At 57.9% G+C, this 21,097-nt stretch carries 22 protein-coding genes; 12 read left to right on the top strand and 10 right to left on the bottom strand.

Translation table 11 applies throughout. The annotated features are described in order from the left end of the window. The first annotated feature begins 7 nt into the window (after positions 1-7). From cysM to FDY93_RS08430, 11 genes are all read left to right on the top strand, one after another. A complete protein-coding gene (cysM, locus tag FDY93_RS08380; RefSeq protein ID WP_181954062.1) occupies positions 8-907 on the top strand; it encodes a cysteine synthase CysM in 900 nt (299 codons plus the stop codon). A gap of 56 nt (positions 908-963) precedes the next feature. Next, entirely contained in the window at positions 964-3,216 is a 2,253-nt protein-coding gene (gene relA / locus FDY93_RS08385) for a GTP diphosphokinase (RefSeq protein ID WP_138235294.1), read from the top strand. A gap of 46 nt (positions 3,217-3,262) precedes the next feature. Then, a complete protein-coding gene (gene mazG, locus FDY93_RS08390) occupies positions 3,263-4,078 on the top strand; it encodes a nucleoside triphosphate pyrophosphohydrolase (protein WP_138235295.1) in 816 nt (271 codons plus the stop codon). Positions 4,079-4,280: 202 nt separating this feature from the next. Next, complete coding sequence (gene adk / locus FDY93_RS08395; RefSeq protein ID WP_138235296.1) at positions 4,281-4,934, top strand: adenylate kinase; 654 nt, start codon at positions 4,281-4,283, stop codon at positions 4,932-4,934. A 249-nt stretch (positions 4,935-5,183) separates the two neighbouring features. Continuing rightward, entirely contained in the window at positions 5,184-6,230 is a 1,047-nt protein-coding gene (gene hemH, locus FDY93_RS08400; RefSeq protein ID WP_138235297.1) for a ferrochelatase, read from the top strand. Positions 6,231-6,454: 224 nt separating this feature from the next. Beyond that, positions 6,455-7,273, top strand: coding sequence for a hypothetical protein (locus FDY93_RS08405; protein ID WP_138235298.1), 819 nt, complete (start codon positions 6,455-6,457; stop codon positions 7,271-7,273). A gap of 208 nt (positions 7,274-7,481) precedes the next feature. Beyond that, on the top strand, positions 7,482-8,207 hold the full coding sequence (tsaB, locus tag FDY93_RS08410; protein WP_138235299.1) for a tRNA (adenosine(37)-N6)-threonylcarbamoyltransferase complex dimerization subunit type 1 TsaB: 726 nt from the start codon (positions 7,482-7,484) through the stop codon (positions 8,205-8,207). Positions 8,208-8,292: 85 nt separating this feature from the next. Beyond that, entirely contained in the window at positions 8,293-9,093 is an 801-nt protein-coding gene (locus FDY93_RS08415) for an undecaprenyl-diphosphate phosphatase (RefSeq protein ID WP_138235300.1), read from the top strand. A 69-nt stretch (positions 9,094-9,162) separates the two neighbouring features. Continuing rightward, positions 9,163-10,047, top strand: a complete 885-nt coding sequence (locus tag FDY93_RS08420) for an NAD(P)-dependent oxidoreductase (RefSeq protein ID WP_138235301.1) — start codon at positions 9,163-9,165, stop codon at positions 10,045-10,047. 29 nt (positions 10,048-10,076) lie between these two features. Then, a complete protein-coding gene (locus FDY93_RS08425) occupies positions 10,077-11,192 on the top strand; it encodes a tRNA-queuosine alpha-mannosyltransferase domain-containing protein (protein WP_171018938.1) in 1,116 nt (371 codons plus the stop codon). Positions 11,193-11,276: 84 nt separating this feature from the next. Then, positions 11,277-12,284 (top strand): tryptophan--tRNA ligase, encoded by a 1,008-nt coding sequence (locus FDY93_RS08430; RefSeq protein WP_138235302.1) that lies wholly within the window; start codon positions 11,277-11,279, stop codon positions 12,282-12,284. Positions 12,285-12,330: 46 nt separating this feature from the next. On the opposite strand, the gene FDY93_RS08435 is transcribed toward FDY93_RS08430, so the two are convergent. From FDY93_RS08435 to FDY93_RS19455, 4 genes are read right to left on the bottom strand one after another with little or no spacing between them, the layout of a single operon-like run. Then, a complete protein-coding gene (locus FDY93_RS08435; protein WP_246068514.1) occupies positions 12,331-13,401 on the bottom strand; it encodes a mechanosensitive ion channel family protein in 1,071 nt (356 codons plus the stop codon). 13 nt (positions 13,402-13,414) lie between these two features. Next, a complete protein-coding gene (locus tag FDY93_RS08440) occupies positions 13,415-13,876 on the bottom strand; it encodes a hypothetical protein (protein ID WP_138235303.1) in 462 nt (153 codons plus the stop codon). A 58-nt stretch (positions 13,877-13,934) separates the two neighbouring features. Then, the gene (locus FDY93_RS08445; RefSeq protein WP_181954060.1) at positions 13,935-14,249 is read right to left on the bottom strand and encodes a hypothetical protein; all 315 of its coding nucleotides are present in this window, start codon (positions 14,247-14,249) and stop codon (positions 13,935-13,937) included. A 46-nt stretch (positions 14,250-14,295) separates the two neighbouring features. Further along, positions 14,296-14,451: a hypothetical protein gene (locus FDY93_RS19455; protein WP_171018939.1), complete on the bottom strand. Its 156-nt coding sequence runs from the start codon at positions 14,449-14,451 to the stop codon at positions 14,296-14,298. 182 nt (positions 14,452-14,633) lie between these two features. Between FDY93_RS19455 and gndA the strand changes: the two genes are divergently transcribed. Next, a complete protein-coding gene (gndA, locus tag FDY93_RS08450; RefSeq protein WP_138235304.1) occupies positions 14,634-16,154 on the top strand; it encodes an NADP-dependent phosphogluconate dehydrogenase in 1,521 nt (506 codons plus the stop codon). 62 nt (positions 16,155-16,216) lie between these two features. Here the strand turns inward: gndA and FDY93_RS08455 are convergent, their stop codons facing one another. The 6 genes from FDY93_RS08455 to FDY93_RS08480 form a co-directional block, all read right to left on the bottom strand. Continuing rightward, on the bottom strand, positions 16,217-16,738 hold the full coding sequence (locus FDY93_RS08455; RefSeq protein WP_138235305.1) for a DUF4136 domain-containing protein: 522 nt from the start codon (positions 16,736-16,738) through the stop codon (positions 16,217-16,219). A 95-nt stretch (positions 16,739-16,833) separates the two neighbouring features. Further along, positions 16,834-17,823: a recombination-associated protein RdgC gene (gene rdgC, locus FDY93_RS08460; RefSeq protein WP_138235306.1), complete on the bottom strand. Its 990-nt coding sequence runs from the start codon at positions 17,821-17,823 to the stop codon at positions 16,834-16,836. A gap of 138 nt (positions 17,824-17,961) precedes the next feature. Next, positions 17,962-18,282: a YceK/YidQ family lipoprotein gene (locus tag FDY93_RS08465; RefSeq protein ID WP_138235307.1), complete on the bottom strand. Its 321-nt coding sequence runs from the start codon at positions 18,280-18,282 to the stop codon at positions 17,962-17,964. A gap of 63 nt (positions 18,283-18,345) precedes the next feature. Further along, positions 18,346-18,987 carry an HAD hydrolase-like protein gene (locus FDY93_RS08470; RefSeq protein WP_138235308.1) on the bottom strand — a complete coding sequence of 214 codons (642 nt, stop codon included), beginning with the start codon at positions 18,985-18,987 and terminating at the stop codon, positions 18,346-18,348. Between the two features lie 34 nt (positions 18,988-19,021). Beyond that, on the bottom strand, positions 19,022-19,489 hold the full coding sequence (gene ybaK / locus FDY93_RS08475) for a Cys-tRNA(Pro) deacylase (protein WP_138235309.1): 468 nt from the start codon (positions 19,487-19,489) through the stop codon (positions 19,022-19,024). Between the two features lie 107 nt (positions 19,490-19,596). Further along, on the bottom strand, positions 19,597-21,066 hold the full coding sequence (locus FDY93_RS08480) for an aminoacyl-histidine dipeptidase (protein ID WP_138235310.1): 1,470 nt from the start codon (positions 21,064-21,066) through the stop codon (positions 19,597-19,599). Between the last annotated feature and the right edge of the window lie 31 nt (positions 21,067-21,097).

Here is a 21,097-nt window from a genome sequence, read left to right on the forward strand (position 1 = left end):
GTTGACTATGGAATACCCGACGATTGCCGACTGCATAGGCAACACGCCCCTGGTGCGTTTGCAGCGACTGCAGGGGGATACCTCCAATACCATCCTGCTCAAACTCGAGGGCAACAACCCCGCGGGCTCGGTGAAGGACCGTCCGGCCCTGTCGATGATCAGCCGCGCGGAAGCCCGCGGCCAGATCCGCCCCGGCGACACCCTGATCGAGGCCACCAGCGGCAATACCGGCATCGCTTTGGCCATGGCCGCGGCCATCAAGGGCTATCGTCTGATCCTGATCATGCCGGCCAGCGCCACTGAAGAGCGCAAGGCCTCCATGACCGCCTACGGCGCCGAGCTGATACTGGTCACCGCCGAGCAGGGCATGGAGGGCGCGCGGGATCTGGCACTGCAAATGCAAGCAGAGGGCAAAGGATTGGTACTGGATCAGTTCTCCAATAGCGACAACCCAACGGCGCATATCGAAACAACCGGCCCCGAAATCTGGCGTCAAACCGGGGGCGAAATTACCCATTTTGTCTCTTCAATGGGTACCACTGGCACCATCATGGGATGCGGCCGCTACCTGAAACAGCAGAATCCGGGCATCCAGATTATCGGCCTGCAGCCCACCGAGGGCTCGGCCATTCCCGGCATCCGTCGCTGGCCTCTGGCATATCTGCCGAAAATTTTTGTCCCAGAGGAGGTCGACCGGGTGATGGACATCAGTCAACGGGAAGCCGAGGCGATGACCCGGAGGCTGGCGCGGGAAGAGGGGATTTTCTGCGGCGTCTCCTCCGGAGGTGCTGTCGCGGGTGCGCTGAGAATCTCCGCCGAAGTGGAGAATGCCACCATCGTCGCGATCATCTGTGACCGTGGAGACCGCTACCTGTCGTCCGGGCTGTTCAACGCAGAGCAGCCCTGATACAGGGCATAGTGGCGATCGTACCCATCCTATTGTTCTGACCGCGAGTTAATACATTGGTACAAGTCAGAAAAAAATATCCGCGACTGGCCGACGGCACCCTGGATCGGGAGACTTGGCTGCGTCACATTCAGGCGCTTGCGAAACTGGACGGTGGCAGCTTGGTCACACTTCGCAATGCTATTGAAATGAGCGAGCAGGCGGAGCAGAAAGCCATCGATGCGGAAAACATCTGGGCCGAGGGTGCCAGCAGTTTTCTCACCGGCCTGGAAATGGTCGAAATCCTCGCAGACCTGCAGATTGACGGCGAAGCCCTGTGTGCCGCCATGCTCTATCGCGCGGTGCGGGAAAAGCGCCTGCCTCTCAAGGTCGTAGAAGAGGAGATGGGGGAGACCATCGCCAAACTGATCCGCGGTGTGCTGCAGATGGCGGTTATTCGCAGCCGCAGTGCCGATACCGGGGTCGAAAACCAGAGTGGTGCGGTAGAGGAGCATTCGGAAAATATCCGCCGCATGTTGGTGGCACTGGTGGACGATGTGCGCGTGGCACTGATCAAGCTGGCGGAGCGCACCTGTGCCATTCGCGCTGCCAAGAACGCGCCCGAAGCCAAGCGTCGCCGCGTGGCGAGAGAAGTGGCGGACGTCTACGCACCGCTGGCACATCGCCTGGGTATTGGTCACATCAAGTGGGAGCTGGAGGATCTGTCCTTCCGCTACCTCGAACCCGACGACTATATGCAGATCGCCCGCTTGCTGGATGAAAAGCGTCTGGCGCGGCAGGACTATATCGACAATGTGCTGCAACTGTTGCGCAGCGAACTGGCGAAAGCGGATATCGAAGGGGAGGTGTTTGGCCGGGCCAAGCACATCTACAGTATCTGGCGGAAGATGCGGCGCAAGAATATCGGCTTTTCGCAGGTCTATGACATCCGTGCGGTGCGCATCCTGGTGCCCACGGTGCGGGACTGCTATGCCGTGCTGGGTATCGTGCACAACCTGTGGCGCAACATCCCCAATGAATTCGACGATTACATCGCCTCGCCCAAAGACAACGGCTATCGCTCGCTGCACACCGCAGTGATCGGTCCCGACCGCAAGGTGCTCGAAGTACAGATCCGCACCTTCGCCATGCACGAAGAGGCGGAGTATGGGGTATGCGCGCACTGGCGCTACAAGGGCACCGATAAGAAATCCGGCCAGCTCGACGGGCAGGACGGCTATGAACAGAAAATCGCGTGGCTGCGCCAGGTGCTCGACTGGCACGAAGAGGTGGGCGGCAACCCCCTGCAGGAGGATCTGCAGGCGAGCGATGTGGACACCCGTATCTATGTGTTCACGCCCGATGGCCACGTGGTGGATCTGCCCAAAGGGGCGACGCCCCTGGACTTCGCCTACAAGATCCACACTGAAATCGGCCACCGTTGTCGTGGCGCAAAGGTGGATGGCCGTATTGTACCGTTGAACCATGAACTGCAGACGGCCAATCAGGTGGAAATCCTCACCGGCAAACGGGAGGCGCCGAGCCGCGACTGGATTTCCCGCAGCATGGGGTACATCAATACCTCGCGCGCGCGGGCAAAAGTCATCCACTGGTTCAAGATGCAGGCGCGGGACCAGAATGTGGCCGAGGGCCGCACCATTCTCGACAGCGAGTTCAAACAGCTGGCGCTTGCGGATTTCGACTTCGAAAAGCTTGCGAAAAAACTCAACATGCACTCCCTGGACGACCTGTATGCCGCGGTCGGTGCCGGCGATATCGGCGTGGGTCAGGTTCTGAATACCGCCCAGCGCATGGTGAAAGTTGATCAGGGCGAACCGGTGCTCTCGCTTACCGCGCCAGTGGCCCGGGAAGGGCAGACCGATGTCTATATCGACGGCGTCGGCAATCTGCTGACGCATATCGCCCGCTGCTGTAATCCGGTACCGGGGGACGACATTATGGGTTACATCACTCTCGGGCGCGGGGTGTCCATTCATCGCAAGGACTGCGCGAACATGTTGCGCATGCAGTCCGATGAACCCGAGCGTATCCTGCAGGTCAGTTGGGCCGAAAAACCCACCGAGGTCTATTCTGTGGAAATCATGGTGGAGGCTTACGATCGACACGGCCTGCTGCGGGATATCACTACCATGCTCGACAGTCAGCGGGTCAATATCACCGCCATGCAGACCCGCTCGAACAAGCACAAGCACACGGTGGATATGGTGATTACCGCGGAAATTCACAATTTCGAAGAACTGAGCCACGTGTTGCACCGCATCAACCAACTTCCCAACGTGGCATCCGCCAAGCGGCGGATTTTGCATTGAATCCGGTGAACGCGGCATGCCAGGGGACAGCGAACGGGTGAAACCGATGAAACAGCGCTATAGCGTAGAAGACCTGCAATACTTGATGTCGCGGCTGCGCGACCCGGAAAGCGGTTGTCCGTGGGACCTGAAGCAGACCTTTGCCTCCATTGTGCCTTCCACAATTGAGGAGGCTTATGAGGTGGCGGAAGCCATTGAACGGGAAGATTTTGCGCATTTGCGGGAAGAGCTTGGTGATCTGCTGTTTCAGGTGATCTTTTATGCTCAACTGGGATGCGAGCGGCAGCACTTTGATTTTCCCGGAATCGTCGACACACTGGTGCGGAAACTGGTACGCCGGCATCCCCATGTGTTTCCCTCGGGAGACCTCTACGGCGACAATCAAAACGTGGCAATCGACGAGCAGCAGGTCAAGGCCAACTGGGAAACGATAAAAGCGGCGGAGCGCGAATCCAAGGGTGAATCCGGTACACTCGGCGGGGTGGCTGCTGGCCTGCCGGCGCTGACCCGCGCGCTGAAATTGCAAAAGCGTGCGGCTCAGGTGGGATTCGATTGGCCCGCAATCGACGGTGTATTGGAAAAAGTAGAGGAAGAGTTGCGGGAGCTGCGCGAAGCCATCGCCTCCGGAGACACTGCACACGCCCGCGAAGAACTGGGCGATCTTCTGTTTTCCTGTGTCAATGTCGCGCGGCACCTGAGTGTCGATCCGGAAACCGCATTGCGCCAGTGCAATCGCAAATTCGAACAGCGCTTCGGCGCCGTGGAAACGGTGCTCGCGGAGCGCAATCAGCGGCCTTCGGATGTCTCCCTCGAGGAGTTGGACCAGCTCTGGGAAAGGGCGAAAAATGCAATGACCCCCTGAATCCGGCGGTGGTACGCATGCACCGAACAGGGTGTAATCCGCAAGGATTGACCCCAAAAAAACTGGATTTCTGTAAAAAAATTACCGAATTCGGCCTGACCACTTACGGACTTGTTCTGCCTTGGGGCAAAGTGTAAGGTAGCGCTCTTTTTATCACTGGGGGTAAAAATGCCCCCCGGTATGATCTGGAGATTATCTGATTATGCGAATCATACTTCTGGGCGCACCGGGCGCCGGAAAGGGCACCCAGGCCCAGTTCATCACCGAGAAGTTTGGAATTCCTCAGATTTCTACCGGAGACATGCTGCGTGCTGCGGTCAAGGCGGGTACTCCTTTGGGGCTGCAAGCCAAGGATGTGATGGCTGCGGGCAAACTGGTAAGTGATGAATTGATCATCGCGCTGGTCAAAGAGCGTATTGCCCAGGCGGACTGCGCCAATGGCTTCCTGTTCGATGGCTTCCCGCGCACCATTCCCCAGGCTCAGGCACTGCTGGATGCGGATGTCGCTATCGACCATGTTCTGGAGATCGCTGTAGATGACGAGGAGATCGTCAAGCGTCTTTCCGGCCGCCGGGTGCATGAAGGTTCCGGTCGCGTCTACCACCTGGTGTACAACCCACCCAAAAACGAAGGTGTGGACGATGTGACCGGCGAAGCACTGGTTCAGCGTGGTGACGACAGCGAAGACACCGTGCGCAAGCGCCTTGCGGTTTACCACGAGCAGACCGAACCGTTGGTAGGCTTCTATCGTGAGCTGGGCCAGCGCGCGCCAGAGACCGCCCCGAAGTACAGCAAAGTAGAAGGGGTTGGCTCCATGGATCAGATTCGCGAAAAAGTAATCACTGCACTGAGCTGAAGCCGTCGCCGCTAACGGCCGGCAGTGATAGAAATAGAAAAGGGCTCCTGTTGGAGCCTTTTTCATTTATTGATGCGACCTGTCATTGCCCCTGTCTATATGACCGTTTGCAGCACGGCTAAATACTTTTGCGCCGGACTCTGGAATACTGCGGCCCGTATTAGGCGCGGAATCCCGCTGCAGAGACGACCTATCCTCTCTAGAGCAGAACCGGGACCGCCTGCTGACCCCATTGGAGTGTTTACGATCATGGCTCACGCGATCATTCTGATGAACCTTGGTACCCCCGCCGAACCCACACCCCGTGCGGTACGGCAGTTTCTGCGGGACTTCCTTTCTGATCCCCGGGTAGTGGAAATCCCCCGGCCAGTCTGGCAGTTGATCCTTAATCTGTTTGTGCTGCCACTGAGACCCGCGCGGATTGCTCCCGCCTACAGGGAAATCTGGAATCGCGGTCTCGATGGCGAAGCAGTGACGGGGTCTCCCATTACCTTTTATACCCAGCGTCAGGTCGAGCTTCTGCAGCAGCGTCTTGATGCCACGGCAGAGCCCCGGTTCCCGGGAGAGGGTGCGCAGGAAAGTGGTGGGCAGAACAGTTTGGTGGCTTACGCTATGACGTACGGTGCCCCGAGCCTTGCCGATACGGTTGCCAGGTTGCAAAAGCAGGGTGCCAGCAGGTTCGTCGTTTTACCCTTGTATCCGCAATATTCCGCCACAACCACTGGCGCTATTTACGATCAAGTGGCGAAAATCATCCGCGCCTCACGCAATGTCCCGGATATCTCCGTCGTACATGATTACTGGAGCCATCCCCTCTATATTGAGGCGCTGGCTAACTCGGTACGTGAACATAGGGAGAAATACGGTGCGGCAGAAAAACTGTTGATGTCGTTTCACGGTATTCCCAAAGCCAATATCCGCAAGGGGGATCCCTACTATCAGCAATGCTGCGGCACCGCTGAGCGGCTGGCTGCGGCACTGGCGCTGCCCCGGGATCAATGGGAGATTACGTTTCAGTCCCGATTTGGCAAGGCGGAATGGTTGCAGCCGTACACCGATCGAACCCTTGTAGAGTGGGGGCAGGCGGGTGTGGCGAGTGTGGATGTGATCTGTCCGGCGTTTTCTGCAGACTGCCTGGAAACCCTGGAAGAAATCGCGGTAGAGAATCGCGCTAACTTTATTGATGCCGGTGGTAGTGAATACCGATATATTCCGGCGTTGAATGCGCGAGAGGATCACCTGGCAGCCATTGAAGCGATCGTGCGGGAGAGAATGCCTGCAGGATTTTCCCAGTAATATTTATTGGGTTTCCAACTTCCCAACGGTGAAATTTACCCTCTGAACACCGTTGAACCATAAAAAATGGAAATTTTTTAATAATTTTGGTTGTTTTTTTGCTTAATTTCTTGCAAACGCCTTTTTTTTTATTAACTTTGATACAGCCGTGTCATTTTCTATGGCTGGCCGGCACATATCTGTGTTCAGAGTGACTTCTTTTACAGAGAAAGAGGAGACAAGGGATGGCACGAGTCGCAAAGAAAGCTGCCAAAGCAAAACGCGTTGCGAAAGCAAAGCCGGCTGCCAGGGCCAAAGCAACCACATCACCGGTAAATGCTTCACCGGTCGTAACCAAAGCTCAGAAAGCGGTGGATGCCGCAGCCAAGGCGCTGGATGCGCAACTGGACAGGGTGGGTAAAGCCCGTGCGCGCGCGCAAAAAAGCAATTCCGCTGCCGCAAAGCAGTCGCTGACATCAGCCAATGCCAAGCTGAGGGAGCAGCGCGTCAAGCTTGCTGAGGCCAAGCTTGGCCTGGCCAAGGCCAGTGCCATGGATGCCGTGCGTCACGCTGAGGAATCCGCGAAGAAAGCCGTCTCGGATATGGCCGAAAAGCTTTCGGCCAAGGCAGACAAAGAACTCGATAAGGCGGTAAAAGCGTTCACCAGCCGCTGGAAGAAGGCCCGCGCCAAGGCCGATGCCAAAAAAGTAAAAGCGGCGGAAAAGAAAGCCACCGCCAAAGTGAAGTCTGCGGCGAAGAAAGCGGCGGCGAAAGCCAAAGCGCTGGAGAAAAAGGCTACTGCCAAGGTCAAGGCCGAAGCCAGGAAGGCAAAAAAGGTTGCGAGTAAGAAAAAGGCCGTTCGGAAAGCGGCGGCCAAGAAAACTCCGGCCAAAAAATCCCCGGCTAAGAAAACGGCCGTGAAAAAGACTCCCGCCAGGAAGAAGGCCGCTGCCAAGAAGGCAGCCACCAAAGCGGTTAAAACCACTCCGAAAAAGTCCGCGGCTCGCGGGCGCCCAGCCAAAAAGGCACCCGGCCGTCGCGGCCGCCCGCCAAAGTCTGCCTGAGCTTTTTCCGATCCGAGAACCCCGGCCAAGTGCCGGGGTTTTGCTATATTCGCCAGCAGTTCTCCGCTCTGCCTGTAAATTAGGCCTTCAGGCGCAACGTTACGCGGTTTGCGTTTGCCGCTGGTCGTGCCACAATTCGCCCCCATCTTCTGGCCCCCTTTCCCGGGGGCCGGGTTCGTCTGTGTGATACCAGTGCGGGGCGCTTTCCTTGAAAATCCTGGCCATTGATACCACTTCCGGTGCCTGTTCCGCCGCTCTGTACGCCGATGGGCGTATTTGTGAGCAGTTTTTCCGGGCGGAGCGGGATCATACCCGCCGTCTGCTGCCCATGGTGGAGGCGGTATTGGCAGAGGGGCAGAGTAGCCTGACGCAGGTGGATGCGCTGGCGGTGAGTCAGGGGCCCGGCTCCTTCACCGGCCTTCGGATTGCCATCAGCTGTGTACAGGGGCTCGCTTTTGCCGCAGACAAGCCGGTGGTGCCGGTATCCAGCCTGGCAGCACTTTCGCGGGGGGCGCGGCGGTCACACCCGGATTGGGGTGACGCTCCGGTGCTGGCGGCGCTGGATGCGCGAATGCAAGAAGTGTACTGGGGGCTGTACCCGCCGGGAGAGGGTGCAAATGCGCTGCTCGCCGACGCTGTTTCCACCCCCGAACAGGTGGTCTCGTCATTGAAGTCGGCTGGATTCCTAACGGCCGACACCGCTTCCACGAATTGCTCGTTGTATGCCGTGGGGCCAGGTTGGGAATATCCGGCGCTGGCAGCACTGAAGCCGCTGGCTGTGTCCACTGAATCGGCCATCCATGCACAGGATATCGCGGTGCTGGCGGCAGAACTCTGGCAGCGGGGAATTCAGGTCAGTGCGGAAGAGCTTGAGCCCGCATACCTGCGCAATGAGGTGACGTGGAAAAAGCGCGCGCGCATCCGTCAGCGCTGACGTTGTCTATTAAACAGCTTCAGCAAATCACGAATCGTTCACAGCGCGTCTCGGAACAGGCGACCGACAAGTAGTAGCGGAATTTATGGATATTTTTCACATTGTCATTCTGGCGTTAATCCAGGGCATTACCGAGTTCCTGCCAATCTCGAGTTCAGCGCACCTGATACTTCCCAATCAGGTTCTCGGGTGGCCGGACCAGGGGCTGGCATTCGATGTGGCAGTGCATTTCGGCTCACTGATGGCCGTGTTACTGTATTTTCGCAAGGAAGTCTGGCAACTGATCTGCGATGGGCTGGGTGGCTTTAGAACGGGGCAGTTTACGGATGAGGGGCGATTGGCATGGCTGATTGTGCTGGCAACCATTCCCGCCGGGGTTGCCGGCCTTGCCTTTAAAGATTTCATCGAAACCCATTTGCGTTCCTCCGCCGTCATTGCGGCCACCACCATCCTGTTCGGCCTGCTGTTGTGGTGGTCGGATGTGCACGGCAAGCGCAGGGACGATCTTCGTAAACTGAACTGGAAAAAGGCGCTGATGATTGGCGCTGCGCAGGCATTGGCATTGATTCCCGGCACGTCGCGTTCTGGAATTACCATGACGGCCGGACTGATGCTGGGGATGAATCGCGAGGCGGCCTCGCGTTTTTCTTTTTTGATGTCGATTCCCGTTATTGCACTCAGCGCACTGTTGCTTACCCTGGAGTTGCTGGAAAGTGAGTCGGTGCCTTGGGACAGTATTGTTCTTGGCGTGATTCTTTCCGGTATCAGTGCCTACCTCTGTATTCACTTTTTCCTGCAATTCATCAATCGTATCGGTATGGCGCCTTTTGCCATTTATCGCCTGCTGCTGGGTGGCGCCCTGATCTGGCTGATACTGGCGCAATAGCTGGTTCCATAACAATCGGACGCAGGCGCGTGCCGGTGCAAGCGGGCCTGCCTGACATGAGGTGTATTTATGACAACCACAGTGGCATTTATTGGGCTTGGCGTAATGGGATATCCCATGGCGGGTTATCTTTCCAATGCCGGGTATCGGGTGCGGGTCTATAACCGCACCACAAGCCGCGCCGACAAATGGCTGGAAGCCTATCGCGGTGAAGCTTTCGCGACGCCGGCGGAAGCGGCGCGTGGCGCCGAGTTTGTGTTTGCCTGCGTAGGTAACGACGACGACTTGCGCCAGGTCACCACCGGACCGGATGGGGCTTTTCTCGGAATGGACCAGGACAGTGTGTTCGTGGATCACACCACGGCGTCGGCCAATGTCGCACGTGAACTCGCCGCTGCGGCGGCAGCGCAGGGTATTGGATTTCTGGATGCACCGGTTTCCGGTGGGCAGGCAGGTGCGGAAAACGGCGCGCTCACTATCATGGTCGGCGGCGACGAGAGCGTCTATCAGCGGGTCAAACCGTTGCTCAAGTGCTATGCTCGCGCCGTCAACTTGCTGGGTCCGGTGGGTAGTGGGCAACTGTGCAAGATGGTTAATCAGATCTGTATCGCCGGGGTGGTGCAGGGGCTCTCCGAAGGGCTGCATTTTGCCCGCGCCGCGGGGCTTGACGCCGCGCAAGTGGTGGAAGTGATCTCCAAGGGGGCGGCCCAGAGCTGGCAGATGGAAAACCGCTATAAGACCATGCTCGCTGGAGAGTACGAACACGGCTTTGCGGTGGACTGGATGCGCAAAGACCTCGGTATTGTGCTCGATGAGGCCAAGCGCAACGGCGCTTTGCTGCCGGTGACTGCGTTGGTGGATCAATTTTACAGTGAAGTGCAAGCGCTCGGCGGCAGCCGCTGGGATACTTCGAGCCTGTTTGCGCGCCTGACGAATATCCGCGATTTCAGCTGACCTGCGATACGCGCCTCAGGCCGGCAACCGTGAAAGTGCTCCTGCTTTCCGCCTACGATGCCGACAGTCACAAGCGCTGGCGGCGCGGCCTCGTGGCCGCGATTCCCGAATGGCAATGGACGGTGCTCACCCTGCCACCGCGTTATTTCAGCTGGCGGGTGCGCGGCAACAGCCTCAGTTGGGGGCGGGGTGAAGCCCGCGCATTGCTGCAGCAGCCCTGGGATCTGATCGTCACTACCTCAATGACCGATCTCGCCTCCCTGCGAGGGCTGGTGCCATCCCTTGCCAGTGTGCCCACGGCGGTCTATTTTCACGAAAACCAGTTTGACTATCCGCGCAGCAAAGATGCGGTGGCGAGTGTCGAGCCGCAGCTTCTGAATATATACACGGCCCTTTGCGGCGACCTGTTGCTGTTCAATTCCGAATACAACCGCAGGACCCTGCTTGACGGCGCCGAAACGCTGCTGTTGAGGTTGCCGGACCAGGTGCCGAAAGGTATCTGTGAGGAAATCGCCGGGAAATCCCGCGTATTGCCGGTGCCGCTGGAGGTCGCGGCGTATCAGATACCACAGACGAAGCCGTCTCGACCAACTTTTGTGTGGAATCATCGCTGGGAGTACGACAAGGGGCCGGACATATTGCTGGCTGCGGTGCAGCTTTTCGGAGGCTTGCAGATTCCCTTTACCTTGCATGTGGTGGGGCAACAGTTTCGGCGGCAGCCAGTGGAATTCACCCATCTACACCAGCTGCTGAAAGACCTTGGTGCGCAGGGGGTATGGGGTTATCGGGAGAGCCTCTCTGACTACCGCAATATTCTGAGGCAAAGCCATGCGGTTATTTCCACTGCCCGACATGACTTTCAGGGGCTTGCTGTGCTGGAGGCCGTGGCGGCAGGGTGTGTACCGCTGGTGCCGGATAATCTCGCCTATCCCGAGTGGTTTGGATCGGGCGGCTGGCGCTATAGCGGAGATGTCGCATTGAGCGCGGCAAATCTCGCCAATGTGATGGAGCGATGTGCTCTGGCTGTTCAACGCGGTGTTGCTCTACGTGTGCCGGATGTTTCCGGATTGAGCTGGAATGCCCTGCAAGGGGAATATCGCCAGCTGCTGGAGCAGTGTGCCGGGGCTGGCGCGCGCGTGGACTGAGCGTACCCCCTCGTGCGGGAAACAGGTATCATTCCGCCGTGCATTCTCCGACAGCAACTCAGAAGAACGGAACAGCAAGGATTTATGAGCAAGCAGCGCGTACTCACCGGCATTACCACCACCGGAACCCCTCACCTGGGCAACTATGTGGGCGCCATTCGCCCGGCCATTGCCGCCAGTCAGGAGGAGAGCAATCAGTCTTTCTATTTCCTGGCGGATTACCACGCGCTGATCAAATGTCAGGACCCGGAACAGGTGCATCAGTCCACCCTTGAGATCGCCGCCACCTGGCTGGCGTTGGGGCTGAATACCGATAACGTAGTCTTCTACCGCCAGTCGGATATTACCGAGATCCCCGAACTGACCTGGCTGCTCACTTGCCAGACCGCCAAAGGGTTGATGAATCGCGCCCATGCCTACAAAGCGGCAGTAGACAGCAACCGCGACGATGGCCAGGACTCCGATTTTGGCATCACTATGGGCCTGTACAGCTACCCGATCCTGATGGCCGCCGACATCCTGATGTTCAATGCCAACAAGGTGCCGGTAGGCAAGGACCAGATCCAGCATATTGAAATGGCACGGGATATCGGAGCCCGTTTCAACCATCACTACGGCGAGCATTTTGTGCTGCCGGAAGCGGTGGTGGATGAGAATGTCTCGGTATTACAGGGTCTTGATGGCCGTAAGATGAGCAAAAGTTACGGCAACACCATCCCGTTGTTCCTGCCGGAAAAACAGCTGAAAAAGCACATTAACAAGATCAAAACCAACCTGCTGGAGCCCGGGGAGCCGAAAGACCCGGATACCTCTACCGTGTTCCAGATCTGGCAGGCCTTTGCCGCGTCGGAGCAGACCGCGGAAATGCGCAAGGCCTTCGAAGAGGGCATCGCCTGGGGTGAGGCCAAGAAGCAGTTGTTCGAGTTGATCAATGGCCAGATCGGTGAGGCCCGCGAGCGCTACAACGAACTGTTGGCCAATCCGGCGCAGATCGAGGTGGAACTGGAAAAGGGTGCGCACAAGGCCCGCGAATATTCCCGTCCGTTCCTGGCGAAGCTCCGCGAAGCTGTGGGTATCCGCAAGATCGGCTGAGCGACGGCTCGGGTGTGACTGTTACAGAACCCACCGGCCGGTGGGTTCATTCATTTCCATCTGCGGATTTCCCGGATCCCCGATTCCTGCTCTGCCCAGACGTACCCTGCCCAGCGGCCCTCTGTTCCTCACTGGCTTTCCAGCGTGGACGCGGCGGTTTTTCCGCCCGGTTCGCAGGCCAGCCCTCCCGCTGGACTCCGCGCTCGCCATCGGATTCATCGGTCTGATCGTGGAAGAGGTGGACCTGTGTCTCGAATGGCATGTCGATACCTGCTTCATCCAAGGCTTCTTTCACCGCCTGAATCACCTGGGCACGGACGTGGGTCACGTCTGATTTTGCGCTGTTTGTCCACCAGCGCATACTGATGGACACCCAACTGGCTGACAAATCCCAGGGCAGGGCTTCCGGCGCCGGTTCATGCAGGACGCCTTCGACGTCTGCCAGGGTATTGCGGATCACTTCGCAGGCCTGACCGATGTCATCGCTGTAGCCGATGCCGATTTCATACTCACTGCGACGTCTGGTATGGGCCGTTTTCACGACGATTGCATTGGTATAAATGTCGCTATTCGGTACGACCACTCGCTCGCCGTCATAAGTGTCGATCAGCGTCGCGCGGGTTTCGATACGGTGCACGGTGCCCTCGAATTCGGCGACTTTGATCTGGTCACCTATGGCAAACGGCTGGCGCACGAGAATCAAAAGGCCCGCCAGCCAGTTTTGCAGGATGTCTTTGAAGGCAAAACCGATGGCGACGGAACCGACACCCAGCCCGGCAATGAGGTCTCCAGGCTTGAGACTTGGCATGACAATGGTCGCGGCGAGCAGGAATCCCACCAGTACTAAGCACCATTTGACCAGGCTGCCGAGTACGTCGCCAAGGTTGTCCCGGGACCGGCGTTTGAGTTGCCGGCGGATCAGAAAACTTAGAACACTTCCGACTAAAAGGGCGAATAGCAATACCACCAATGCGACGGTGAAGTTGGGCAGCAACCGGATGGCGCCGTCCACCCAACTGTCGACCTGGTCAATTGCCGCGCTGTAGTCCGCGGAAACGGTTTGCTCCTTATCCGTTTCAGTACTCCGCGGTTCATTTTCCTGCATCTTGATCAGCATAATGGGATTGGAGTTAACCTGGGTTGCGCAGCCGGATATTCAGCGCGAAGTCCGCGCTCTCTCCATCCTGAGCGGCGTTGTGCATCAGGTAAATCAATACCCGGTAGGTACCGTCGCGGGGAAGAGTGGCGATAAAGTGCGAGTGGTGGCCGCGTCCCTTGTGCAATGCGCGCGGCGCTGCCGGTGCAGTGACATGATAGCTGGCCTGGCTGTTAGAACTCTGTATATCCAGCTCCAGCGATTGGCCGGTTCTGGCATCGATCAGGTATTCAATGGACTGATGGCCATTGATTCTGGCGGTGATATGTGCGGTCTGACTGCGTGATGAGGTTGCCTCACCGGGCTTGAGAGGGGTGTTGCGGAGCTCAACTTTTTCCTGCTGGACCGCGCCGGGTGAGCCTGCTCCGGCGGCGAATGACCCATTTGGCTGGAACAGCAGCCATAGAAAAAGTAGAAGCCATCGTGATATCTGCACTGGATGCCCTGAAAAACTGTTGGAACCGGGCAACCAGTGTAGTTTCGGGGGGCGAGAATCAGTCGTCTGTGGTGTGCCCGGTTTCGCGCTGAAATTGTCCGGGCCGGAGATAGTGGATGACTTGGTCGATGACGGTCTGGTTTTTCATCATGAAAACGTGTGTCACCGGCATCTCCAGTTGATCGTTCATGCCCGCGAGGCGCGTGCGCGAAACCGAGACCTTACCGTCATCTTTACTCGGCAGCAGGGTGGATAGAATCGGATTAATACTTCTGGTACCTGCAATAATTCCGACATCAAAATTCGCGGCCCCAAGCTGGTTAGGCTCGCTCATGTTGCGGGTGCCGAGCAGCAGCCCCGCACAGCCAAACATGAAGTGGAAGCCGGGAAATTTCCCGAGAATGAGGGATGTGCAGTGGTCAACTGATCTGAGTCTCCGCGAGCGGCTTCAATGTTTCCACAAACCACTCGGGCTTCTCCAGAGTGACTACAATGGTCCGAGCTGGCAGCTGGATGATCACCGCGCGGTTCCTGGGGGCGGAAAACTCACTGGCCGGTACAACTTGTATGGTCACGGGCAGTCGCCTTGGGCCGAAAGTGGATGGACACGGGTTGTTCCGGGAGCGTAATGGCACCGTGGCGCAAGGGGAAATCCCCGGTCATATTTGCCGTGACTGTCTAGTTTCAGCTCCCGGTCGGCGCTGTCGATTGCTATACTCCGCGCGCTTCAAGCTGTACCCAAATTCTGGAGAAATTCATGTCGGATTCACGCTGCGATATCGGTTTTATTGGCGCGGGCGTCATGGGGAAAAACCTCATTCTCAATCTCGTCGACAACGGATACCGTGTGTGTGCGTTTGACCTGGATCACAGTCGCCTGGAAGCCCTGAAAGCGCAGGACGCCCTGGAGCGCGGCGACCAGCCGCCGCGGGTGGAGGTCTGCAACTCCTACACAGAGCTGCTCGCACGGGTGAAAGCCCCGCATCTGGTGGTCCTTTCCGTGCCCGCAGGGGCACCGGTAGACGACGTGTGCAATAAGCTGCTGGACGCGGGGCTGCAAGCCGACGATATCGTGATCGATACCGGCAATAGCCTGTGGACGGACTCGGTCAAGCGCGCCAAACGCTATGAGGGCAAACTGATTTTCTTCACTACTGCGGTTTCCGGTGGTGAGGTGGGTGCCCGCTTTGGGCCATCGCTGATGCCAAGTGGCGATCGCTACGCCTGGGCGCGAATCGAGCCAGTGTGGCATGCCATTGCCGCCAAGGTGGACCCTGCCAGCGGCCAGCCCATTGAACGCTTCGAACCGGGCAATCCGGTCACCGAAGGCGAGCCCTGCGCGGCCTACATCGGCCCTATCGGTTCCGGTCATTTCGTAAAAATGGTACACAACGGTATCGAGTACGCCGATATGCAGATGATCTGCGAGGTGTACGACGTGATGCGCAGTGCTCTGGAAATGACCCCGGGGGAGATCGCTGCCGTCTTCCGGGAGTGGAACAAGGGAGTGCTCAACAGCTACCTGATCGATATCAGTGCAGAAGTGCTGGATACCCCCGATTCCGTCACCGGCAAACCTCTGGTAGATATGATTCTCGACCGCGCTGGCCAGAAAGGCACCGGTCTGTGGACCGCGGTGGACGCCCTGAAGCTGGGTTGCCCGGCGCCGAGTATTGCCGAAGCGGTTTTCGCCCGCGCGCTCTCCACTCGCAAGGTGCTGCGCACCCGTGCGGCGAAAAAGCTGGTGGGACCGGACGTGGCGCCAGTGGCGAAAGGCGAGCGCGACGAAATCATCGCGCAGCTGCACGATGCGCTCTATTGCGCAAAAATCTGTGTGTATGCCCAGGGCTTCGATTTGATGAAACTCGCGGCCCGCGAACAGGGCTGGGAGCTGAATTTCGCTGAAATCGCACGGATCTGGCGCGCCGGCTGTATTATCCGCGCTGTATTCCTGCAATCCATCAGTGATGCCTATGAGCGGGATGTGAAACTCTCCAACCTGCTGCTGGATGAATTTTTTATCGAGCAGATTGCCAATCACCAGGGCAACTGGCGCCGTGCGGTGGCCGATGCCTCTCTCGGCGGTATTCCGGTGCCGGCGCTGTCTTCGGCGCTGAGCTACTACGACGCTTTCCGCCGCGAATCCCTGCCCGCCAACCTGCTGCAGGCGCAGCGGGATTTCTTTGGCGCACACACCTTTTCGCGGGTGGATCGGCCGGAGCAGGAAAAGTACCACGTACTGTGGGGTGAGCCCGGTCGGCCGGTGAAGAAAGTCTGAAGGGAAAAACGCTTAGTAGAAATGGCCGCAAACGCGGCCATTTTTCATTGGCAACACAACACTCAACGCGTGTGGGGAGGAAAACTGCGGAATGCCTCCACTACCGCCCGGTCCATGGACCGTTGCGGGTTGTCCAGCACCTGCCTGGTAATGGGGTGTGAAGTATGCCCGCGCCACACCAGGTGATTCTGGCGCACATCCTTCAGGTCGATGGTGAGGTGCCCGTCAGTGGTGTGGTTGATGTTGGCGTGGGCCCGGCCGAGATATGTGGTTCCCGGCATGCGGACCGCAGGATTTGCGCGCACCTGCACATTCACCAACAGGTCGGGGTTACTGCTTGGCATCAGGCCGCGAGCCATCAGCTGCCGGGAAACCTCATCCTGTGCCAGGGATATGGCGCGGCCGTTACTGCCGGTGATGGGGCCAAAACCAAATGTCTGATAAGGGCCTAAGGCTGCGGATGCGGTGTGCTGTGTATCCGGGCTGGCGCAGCCAGTGCCGGTAAAAATACCACCGAGCGTGGCGAGGGCAACCAGCGTTGACGCGGTCATCGTGCGGACAGTGTTATGGCGATTCTGTTTCATGGGCCAATCCCGAAACTACTCTGCTACTGACCCGCACCAGCTTAGTTTGGGATTGGTCTGAAACCACGTCCGTTGATAGCGGGGAAACTTCTCGGTCAGACTTCCTCGACTTCCTCTGCCAGTTGCCGGTCGCGCTCACTCTGGGTTGCGCGGGCGACAATCTCGTCGACGCTGGCGGTGTCGGTATTCACACCACCGAAGGCCTGTAACAGGTCTTTCAGCAGCGCAGAAATTTCCAGGGTCATCACCGAAAATTCAATATCAAACCGTTGCGCGGCGCTGTCGGCATCCACGTTGTCGGCTTTCTCGGTGACCGCATCACTGAATTTGAGGCGCTTGATCGCGAGCTGGTCGTCCACCATCAGCTCTACACCATCGCGCCAGACAAGTCCGAGTTTGTGCACCTGCATGCCGGCCACCAGGTGGTTGTGGATTTCCTCTGCGCACAGGTCCTGGTTCTTGCAGCGGATTACGCTGCCGGATTCCTGAGGGTCGCGCAGCTCACACTCGTTGCCGAATTCAAAATTGGTTGGGGCTTCCGGTGCGGAGAGCCAGTGGGTCATGGATTGTTGGGGAATATTTTTTGCGGCAAGAGGTACCACGGACAGGCTGCTGATGGCTTCGCGCAGGTTTTCCAGCAGCTCTTCTGCGGCCTTGGCGGAAGAGGCGTTTACAACTATCCAGCCATCTTTGGGGTCGATATAGGCAAATTGCAGGCGCGAGCGGGCGAAGGCCTTGGGGCGCATTTCCAACAGCACTTCGTCTTTCAGATTCTGCCGCTCCTTGCGCCCCACACTGCGGGCCTCTTTGTCGGCGATGGCCTGTGCCAGTTCCTCGACTTTTTCATTCACCACGGCAGCGGGGATTACTTTCTCCTGCTTCTTCGCACATACCATCAGATAGCCGTTGGCGGCGTGTACCAGTTCGCTGCCGTGGCGCCCAAGCGGTGCCACCCAGCCATAGCGGGCCATATCCTGGCTTCCACACGGCGTGAAGGTAGTGGGTTCGAGCAGCTCGTTCAGCTGTTCGGCGGAGAGGTTGAATTCGCGGGTGAGGCGGTAGACGCGCAGGTTTTTAAACCACATACAGCAGGCCGTTTGTTGTCAGATTTATCGGGATCGTCAAAGCGGCCGCGCATTATCCAATGTATGCGGAAGTGGAGCCAGTCAAAATCGAGACTGGCAATTCGATCTCGCCCGGGGCGGCCGCGTGTTCTCTGTTTGCTAGATGTCCAGATTGCCTTGCTGGCTTTGTGTGTAAATGGTGTAGGGCAGAGCAACGGTATCGGTGGCCGCGGAGAAGACACTGTCGATCAGATACACCCCAACCAGTGGAGTGAAGTAAATGGAACTGCCGTTCGAGTTCAGTTTGCACATATTGTAAGCAACGCCGCTGTATACCCGCGGCATACTGATGCATGAGGATTTCTGCTTGTTGAGATTCGTCGCGATCTCCTGATCTGTACTTGTAAGCGTGGTGACAGTGCCACAACCAGAGAGAAGCAAGGAGCCAAGAGCGCAGGACAGAAAGGAAGCATATTTCATAGTTATACCTTCATATACAGATTTTTATTTTCTGATGTACAACACGATTGTGTGATTCACTTCTTAAGTGAAAGTTTCATCAATCTGGCCCGGCCGCTCGAATAGGTACGTGGGCTTGTGCTCCTGCAGTTCTAAGCGCGAGCCATACCCCCATAGTACTCCGGCGGCGTGGAGCTTGTTTTTATGTGCCGCACTCAAATCAAAGTGGCGGTCTCCGATCATAAGCGTGCGGGAGGTAATACGTCGCTCCGCTAAAAGCTTTTCCAGTTGCTGCCATTTGGCAATTCCCACATCGCCACCGCTAACAAACTCGAAATAGTGGTGAAGGTTGAACTGTTTAAGAATCCGCGTGGCAAAATCCGCGCGCTTGGAGGTGCAGACCGCGAGGCGAATACTGTCGTTGCGGCTCAGTTTTTCCAGCATCTCGGTGATGCCGGGGTAGAGTGTGTTCTCTGCATATCCGCTCTCACCATAGCGCTCGCGGTACTTGTCCACCATAGCGCGGATAAGCTTCTCGTCGCTGCTACCTATCAGGTGGGCCATGGTCTGCTCCAGCGGCGGGCCAATGTGGAGCGTAAGCTCGCTGGCGGGGCGTGGGGTAAAATCGTGGAATTCGAGCGCGTGGTTCATGGAGTTGATGAAGCCCTCGGCCGGGTCACTCAGTGTGCCGTCCAGGTCAAAAAGCAGCCATTCGTAGTGGGCCATGGATCACTCCTTGCAAATTTATGTATCGTCGAATTCAGACTGCCAACGGCGCAAACTGGCCTCGGGTGAGACGTAGCAGATCCTGTGGTGCCAACTCAATTTCCAGCCCCCGTCGACCGGCGCTGACGAAAATGGTGGGCGCAGTTTCCGCCGAGTTGTGCAGAAAGGTCGGTAGAAGTTTTTTCTGTCCCAGCGGGCTTACGCCCCCGAGCACATAGCCGGATGAACGCACTACCTCGTTTTTATCCGCCATGGCGGCTTTCTTTGCGCCGGCGGCCCGGGCTATCAGCTTCATATTGAGCTGGCATTCCACTGGCAATATCGCCACGGCGAGGGACTTTCCATCCAGCGCGACCACCAGTGTTTTGAAAACCCTCTCCGGAGGCAGTCCGAGCTTCTCCGCGGCTTCCAGCCCGTAGGATTCGGCTGCAGGATCGTGGGTATATTCGTGGAGCTGGAAGGTGATTTTTGCTTTGATGGCGCTATTGACGGCAGGGGTCATTTCCAACGTTCCTGTCAGGTTTCGCGCATTTTCACCCGATTGCCCGCCAATTACAAAAAGGCCCGGTGAGTCTGCCGGGCCTTTTGGGGAAAAACAGCAAAGGTGAATCAGCGGCGGGGAATGGCCGCAACGACCTTGATAAAATAGGCCCAGAAATTCGCCACGCTCTGGATATGCACCCGTTCTTCCGGTGAGTGCGCACGACGGATGGTGGGGCCGAAGGAGACCATATCCCAATGGGGGTAGGGTTTGGCCAGCAGGCCGCATTCGAGTCCGGCGTGGATCACTTTAACGTCCGGCTCCCGGCCTTCCATCCCGCGGTAGACCTCTTTCATCAGAGCCAGTAGCGGGGACTGCATATTTGGTGTCCAACCCGGGTAGGCGTTGTCGAGGCTGGCCTCGGCGCCGGCGAGCTGGAAGGCGGCGGCCACGTTGAGACCGTGTTCATCGCGTGCACTGTCGGAGAGGCTGCGTACCAGACACTGGATGCGCACGCGGCTGTTGCCATTTTCCGTTTCGGTAACGATCCGGGCGAGGTTGTTGGAGGTGTCGGCGATGCCCTCAAGTGCGGTGCTCATGCGCTCCACACCATTGGGACAGCAGCGGATGGCGCGGATCAGCTTTTGTTGGGATTGCGTGTCCATGACCGTTGCCGGGACATCACACTGTTCCAGAGTAATATCCAGTTTGGCTTCGTTGTCCAGCTCCGCCTTGATGACCGCCGCCACCGCCTGTACGACGTCCTGCAGTTGGGCGACTTTTTCTGCCGGGACGGCAATAACACTGAACGATTCCCTCGGAATGGCATTGCGCAGGCTACCGCCATCGAGGCTGGCGATACGCAACTCGGCAATTTGCGTCAGGCCGCTGTCGATCATACGGTTGGCGATCTTGTTGGCATTGCCCCGTCCCTTATCGATATCCAGTCCGGAGTGGCCGCCGCGCAGGCCGCGCACGCTCAGTTTGAATGCCTGGTATCCAGCGGGTGTTGGTTCCGCGGAGTAGGGCAGGGACACATTTACATCCACACCGCCGGCGCAGCCCACGTAGAGCTCTCCCTCATCTTCAGTGTCAAGGTTCAGCAGCAGTTCCGCTTCGAAGTGGCCCGGCTGCAGATGCTTGGCACCGGTCATGCCCGCTTCCTCGTCGATGGTCAGAAGAGCTTCCAGCGCGGGGTGCGGAATGTCGGTGGATTCCAGCAGGGCAAGGATCGCGGCTACACCAATGCCATTGTCTGCGCCGAGGGTGGTGCCCTCTGCGGTCACCCATTCGCCATCGATATAAGGCTTAATGGAATCGGTGAGGAAGTCGTGCTCGGTGTCGGCGTTCTTCTGCGGCACCATATCCACATGGCTCTGCATGGCCAGCGTTTTGCGCTCTTCCATTCCCGGGGTAGCCGGTTTCTTGATGATGACGTTGCCAATCTGATCCAGCTTCACATCGAGGCCGCGGCTTTGGGCGAATTCGACGATATACGCCACCACCTTGTCTTCGTGTTTGGATGGGCGTGGGATTTCGCACAGTTTGGCGAAATGCTTCCACAGAGGGGTGGGGTTGAGCGCGGCGATGCTTACCATGGAATTTCCTTGTATTTGGGCCCGGGGGTAT

The sequence above is a fragment of the Microbulbifer harenosus genome, assembly GCF_005771435.1.
Taxonomy (GTDB): Bacteria; Pseudomonadota; Gammaproteobacteria; order Pseudomonadales; family Cellvibrionaceae; genus Microbulbifer; species Microbulbifer harenosus.

Bases quoted from the DNA above. Each gene is read 5' to 3' on its own strand.
- cysM (WP_181954062.1), top strand. From the start codon at position 8: ATGGAATACCCGACGATTGCCGACTGCATAGGCAACACGCCCCTGGTG.
- mazG (WP_138235295.1), top strand. From the start codon at position 3,263: ATGAAACAGCGCTATAGCGTAGAAGACCTGCAATACTTGATGTCGCGG.
- adk (WP_138235296.1), top strand. From the start codon at position 4,281: ATGCGAATCATACTTCTGGGCGCACCGGGCGCCGGAAAGGGCACCCAG.
- hemH (WP_138235297.1), top strand. From the start codon at position 5,184: ATGGCTCACGCGATCATTCTGATGAACCTTGGTACCCCCGCCGAACCC.
- FDY93_RS08405 (WP_138235298.1), top strand. From the start codon at position 6,455: ATGGCACGAGTCGCAAAGAAAGCTGCCAAAGCAAAACGCGTTGCGAAA.
- FDY93_RS08415 (WP_138235300.1), top strand. From the start codon at position 8,293: ATGGATATTTTTCACATTGTCATTCTGGCGTTAATCCAGGGCATTACC.
- FDY93_RS08420 (WP_138235301.1), top strand. From the start codon at position 9,163: ATGACAACCACAGTGGCATTTATTGGGCTTGGCGTAATGGGATATCCC.
- FDY93_RS08430 (WP_138235302.1), top strand. From the start codon at position 11,277: ATGAGCAAGCAGCGCGTACTCACCGGCATTACCACCACCGGAACCCCT.
- FDY93_RS08435 (WP_246068514.1), bottom strand. From the start codon at position 13,401: ATGCTGATCAAGATGCAGGAAAATGAACCGCGGAGTACTGAAACGGAT.
- FDY93_RS08445 (WP_181954060.1), bottom strand. From the start codon at position 14,249: ATGTTTGGCTGTGCGGGGCTGCTGCTCGGCACCCGCAACATGAGCGAG.
- gndA (WP_138235304.1), top strand. From the start codon at position 14,634: ATGTCGGATTCACGCTGCGATATCGGTTTTATTGGCGCGGGCGTCATG.
- FDY93_RS08455 (WP_138235305.1), bottom strand. From the start codon at position 16,738: ATGAAACAGAATCGCCATAACACTGTCCGCACGATGACCGCGTCAACG.
- rdgC (WP_138235306.1), bottom strand. From the start codon at position 17,823: ATGTGGTTTAAAAACCTGCGCGTCTACCGCCTCACCCGCGAATTCAAC.
- FDY93_RS08465 (WP_138235307.1), bottom strand. From the start codon at position 18,282: ATGAAATATGCTTCCTTTCTGTCCTGCGCTCTTGGCTCCTTGCTTCTC.
- FDY93_RS08470 (WP_138235308.1), bottom strand. From the start codon at position 18,987: ATGGCCCACTACGAATGGCTGCTTTTTGACCTGGACGGCACACTGAGT.
- ybaK (WP_138235309.1), bottom strand. From the start codon at position 19,489: ATGACCCCTGCCGTCAATAGCGCCATCAAAGCAAAAATCACCTTCCAG.
- FDY93_RS08480 (WP_138235310.1), bottom strand. From the start codon at position 21,066: ATGGTAAGCATCGCCGCGCTCAACCCCACCCCTCTGTGGAAGCATTTC.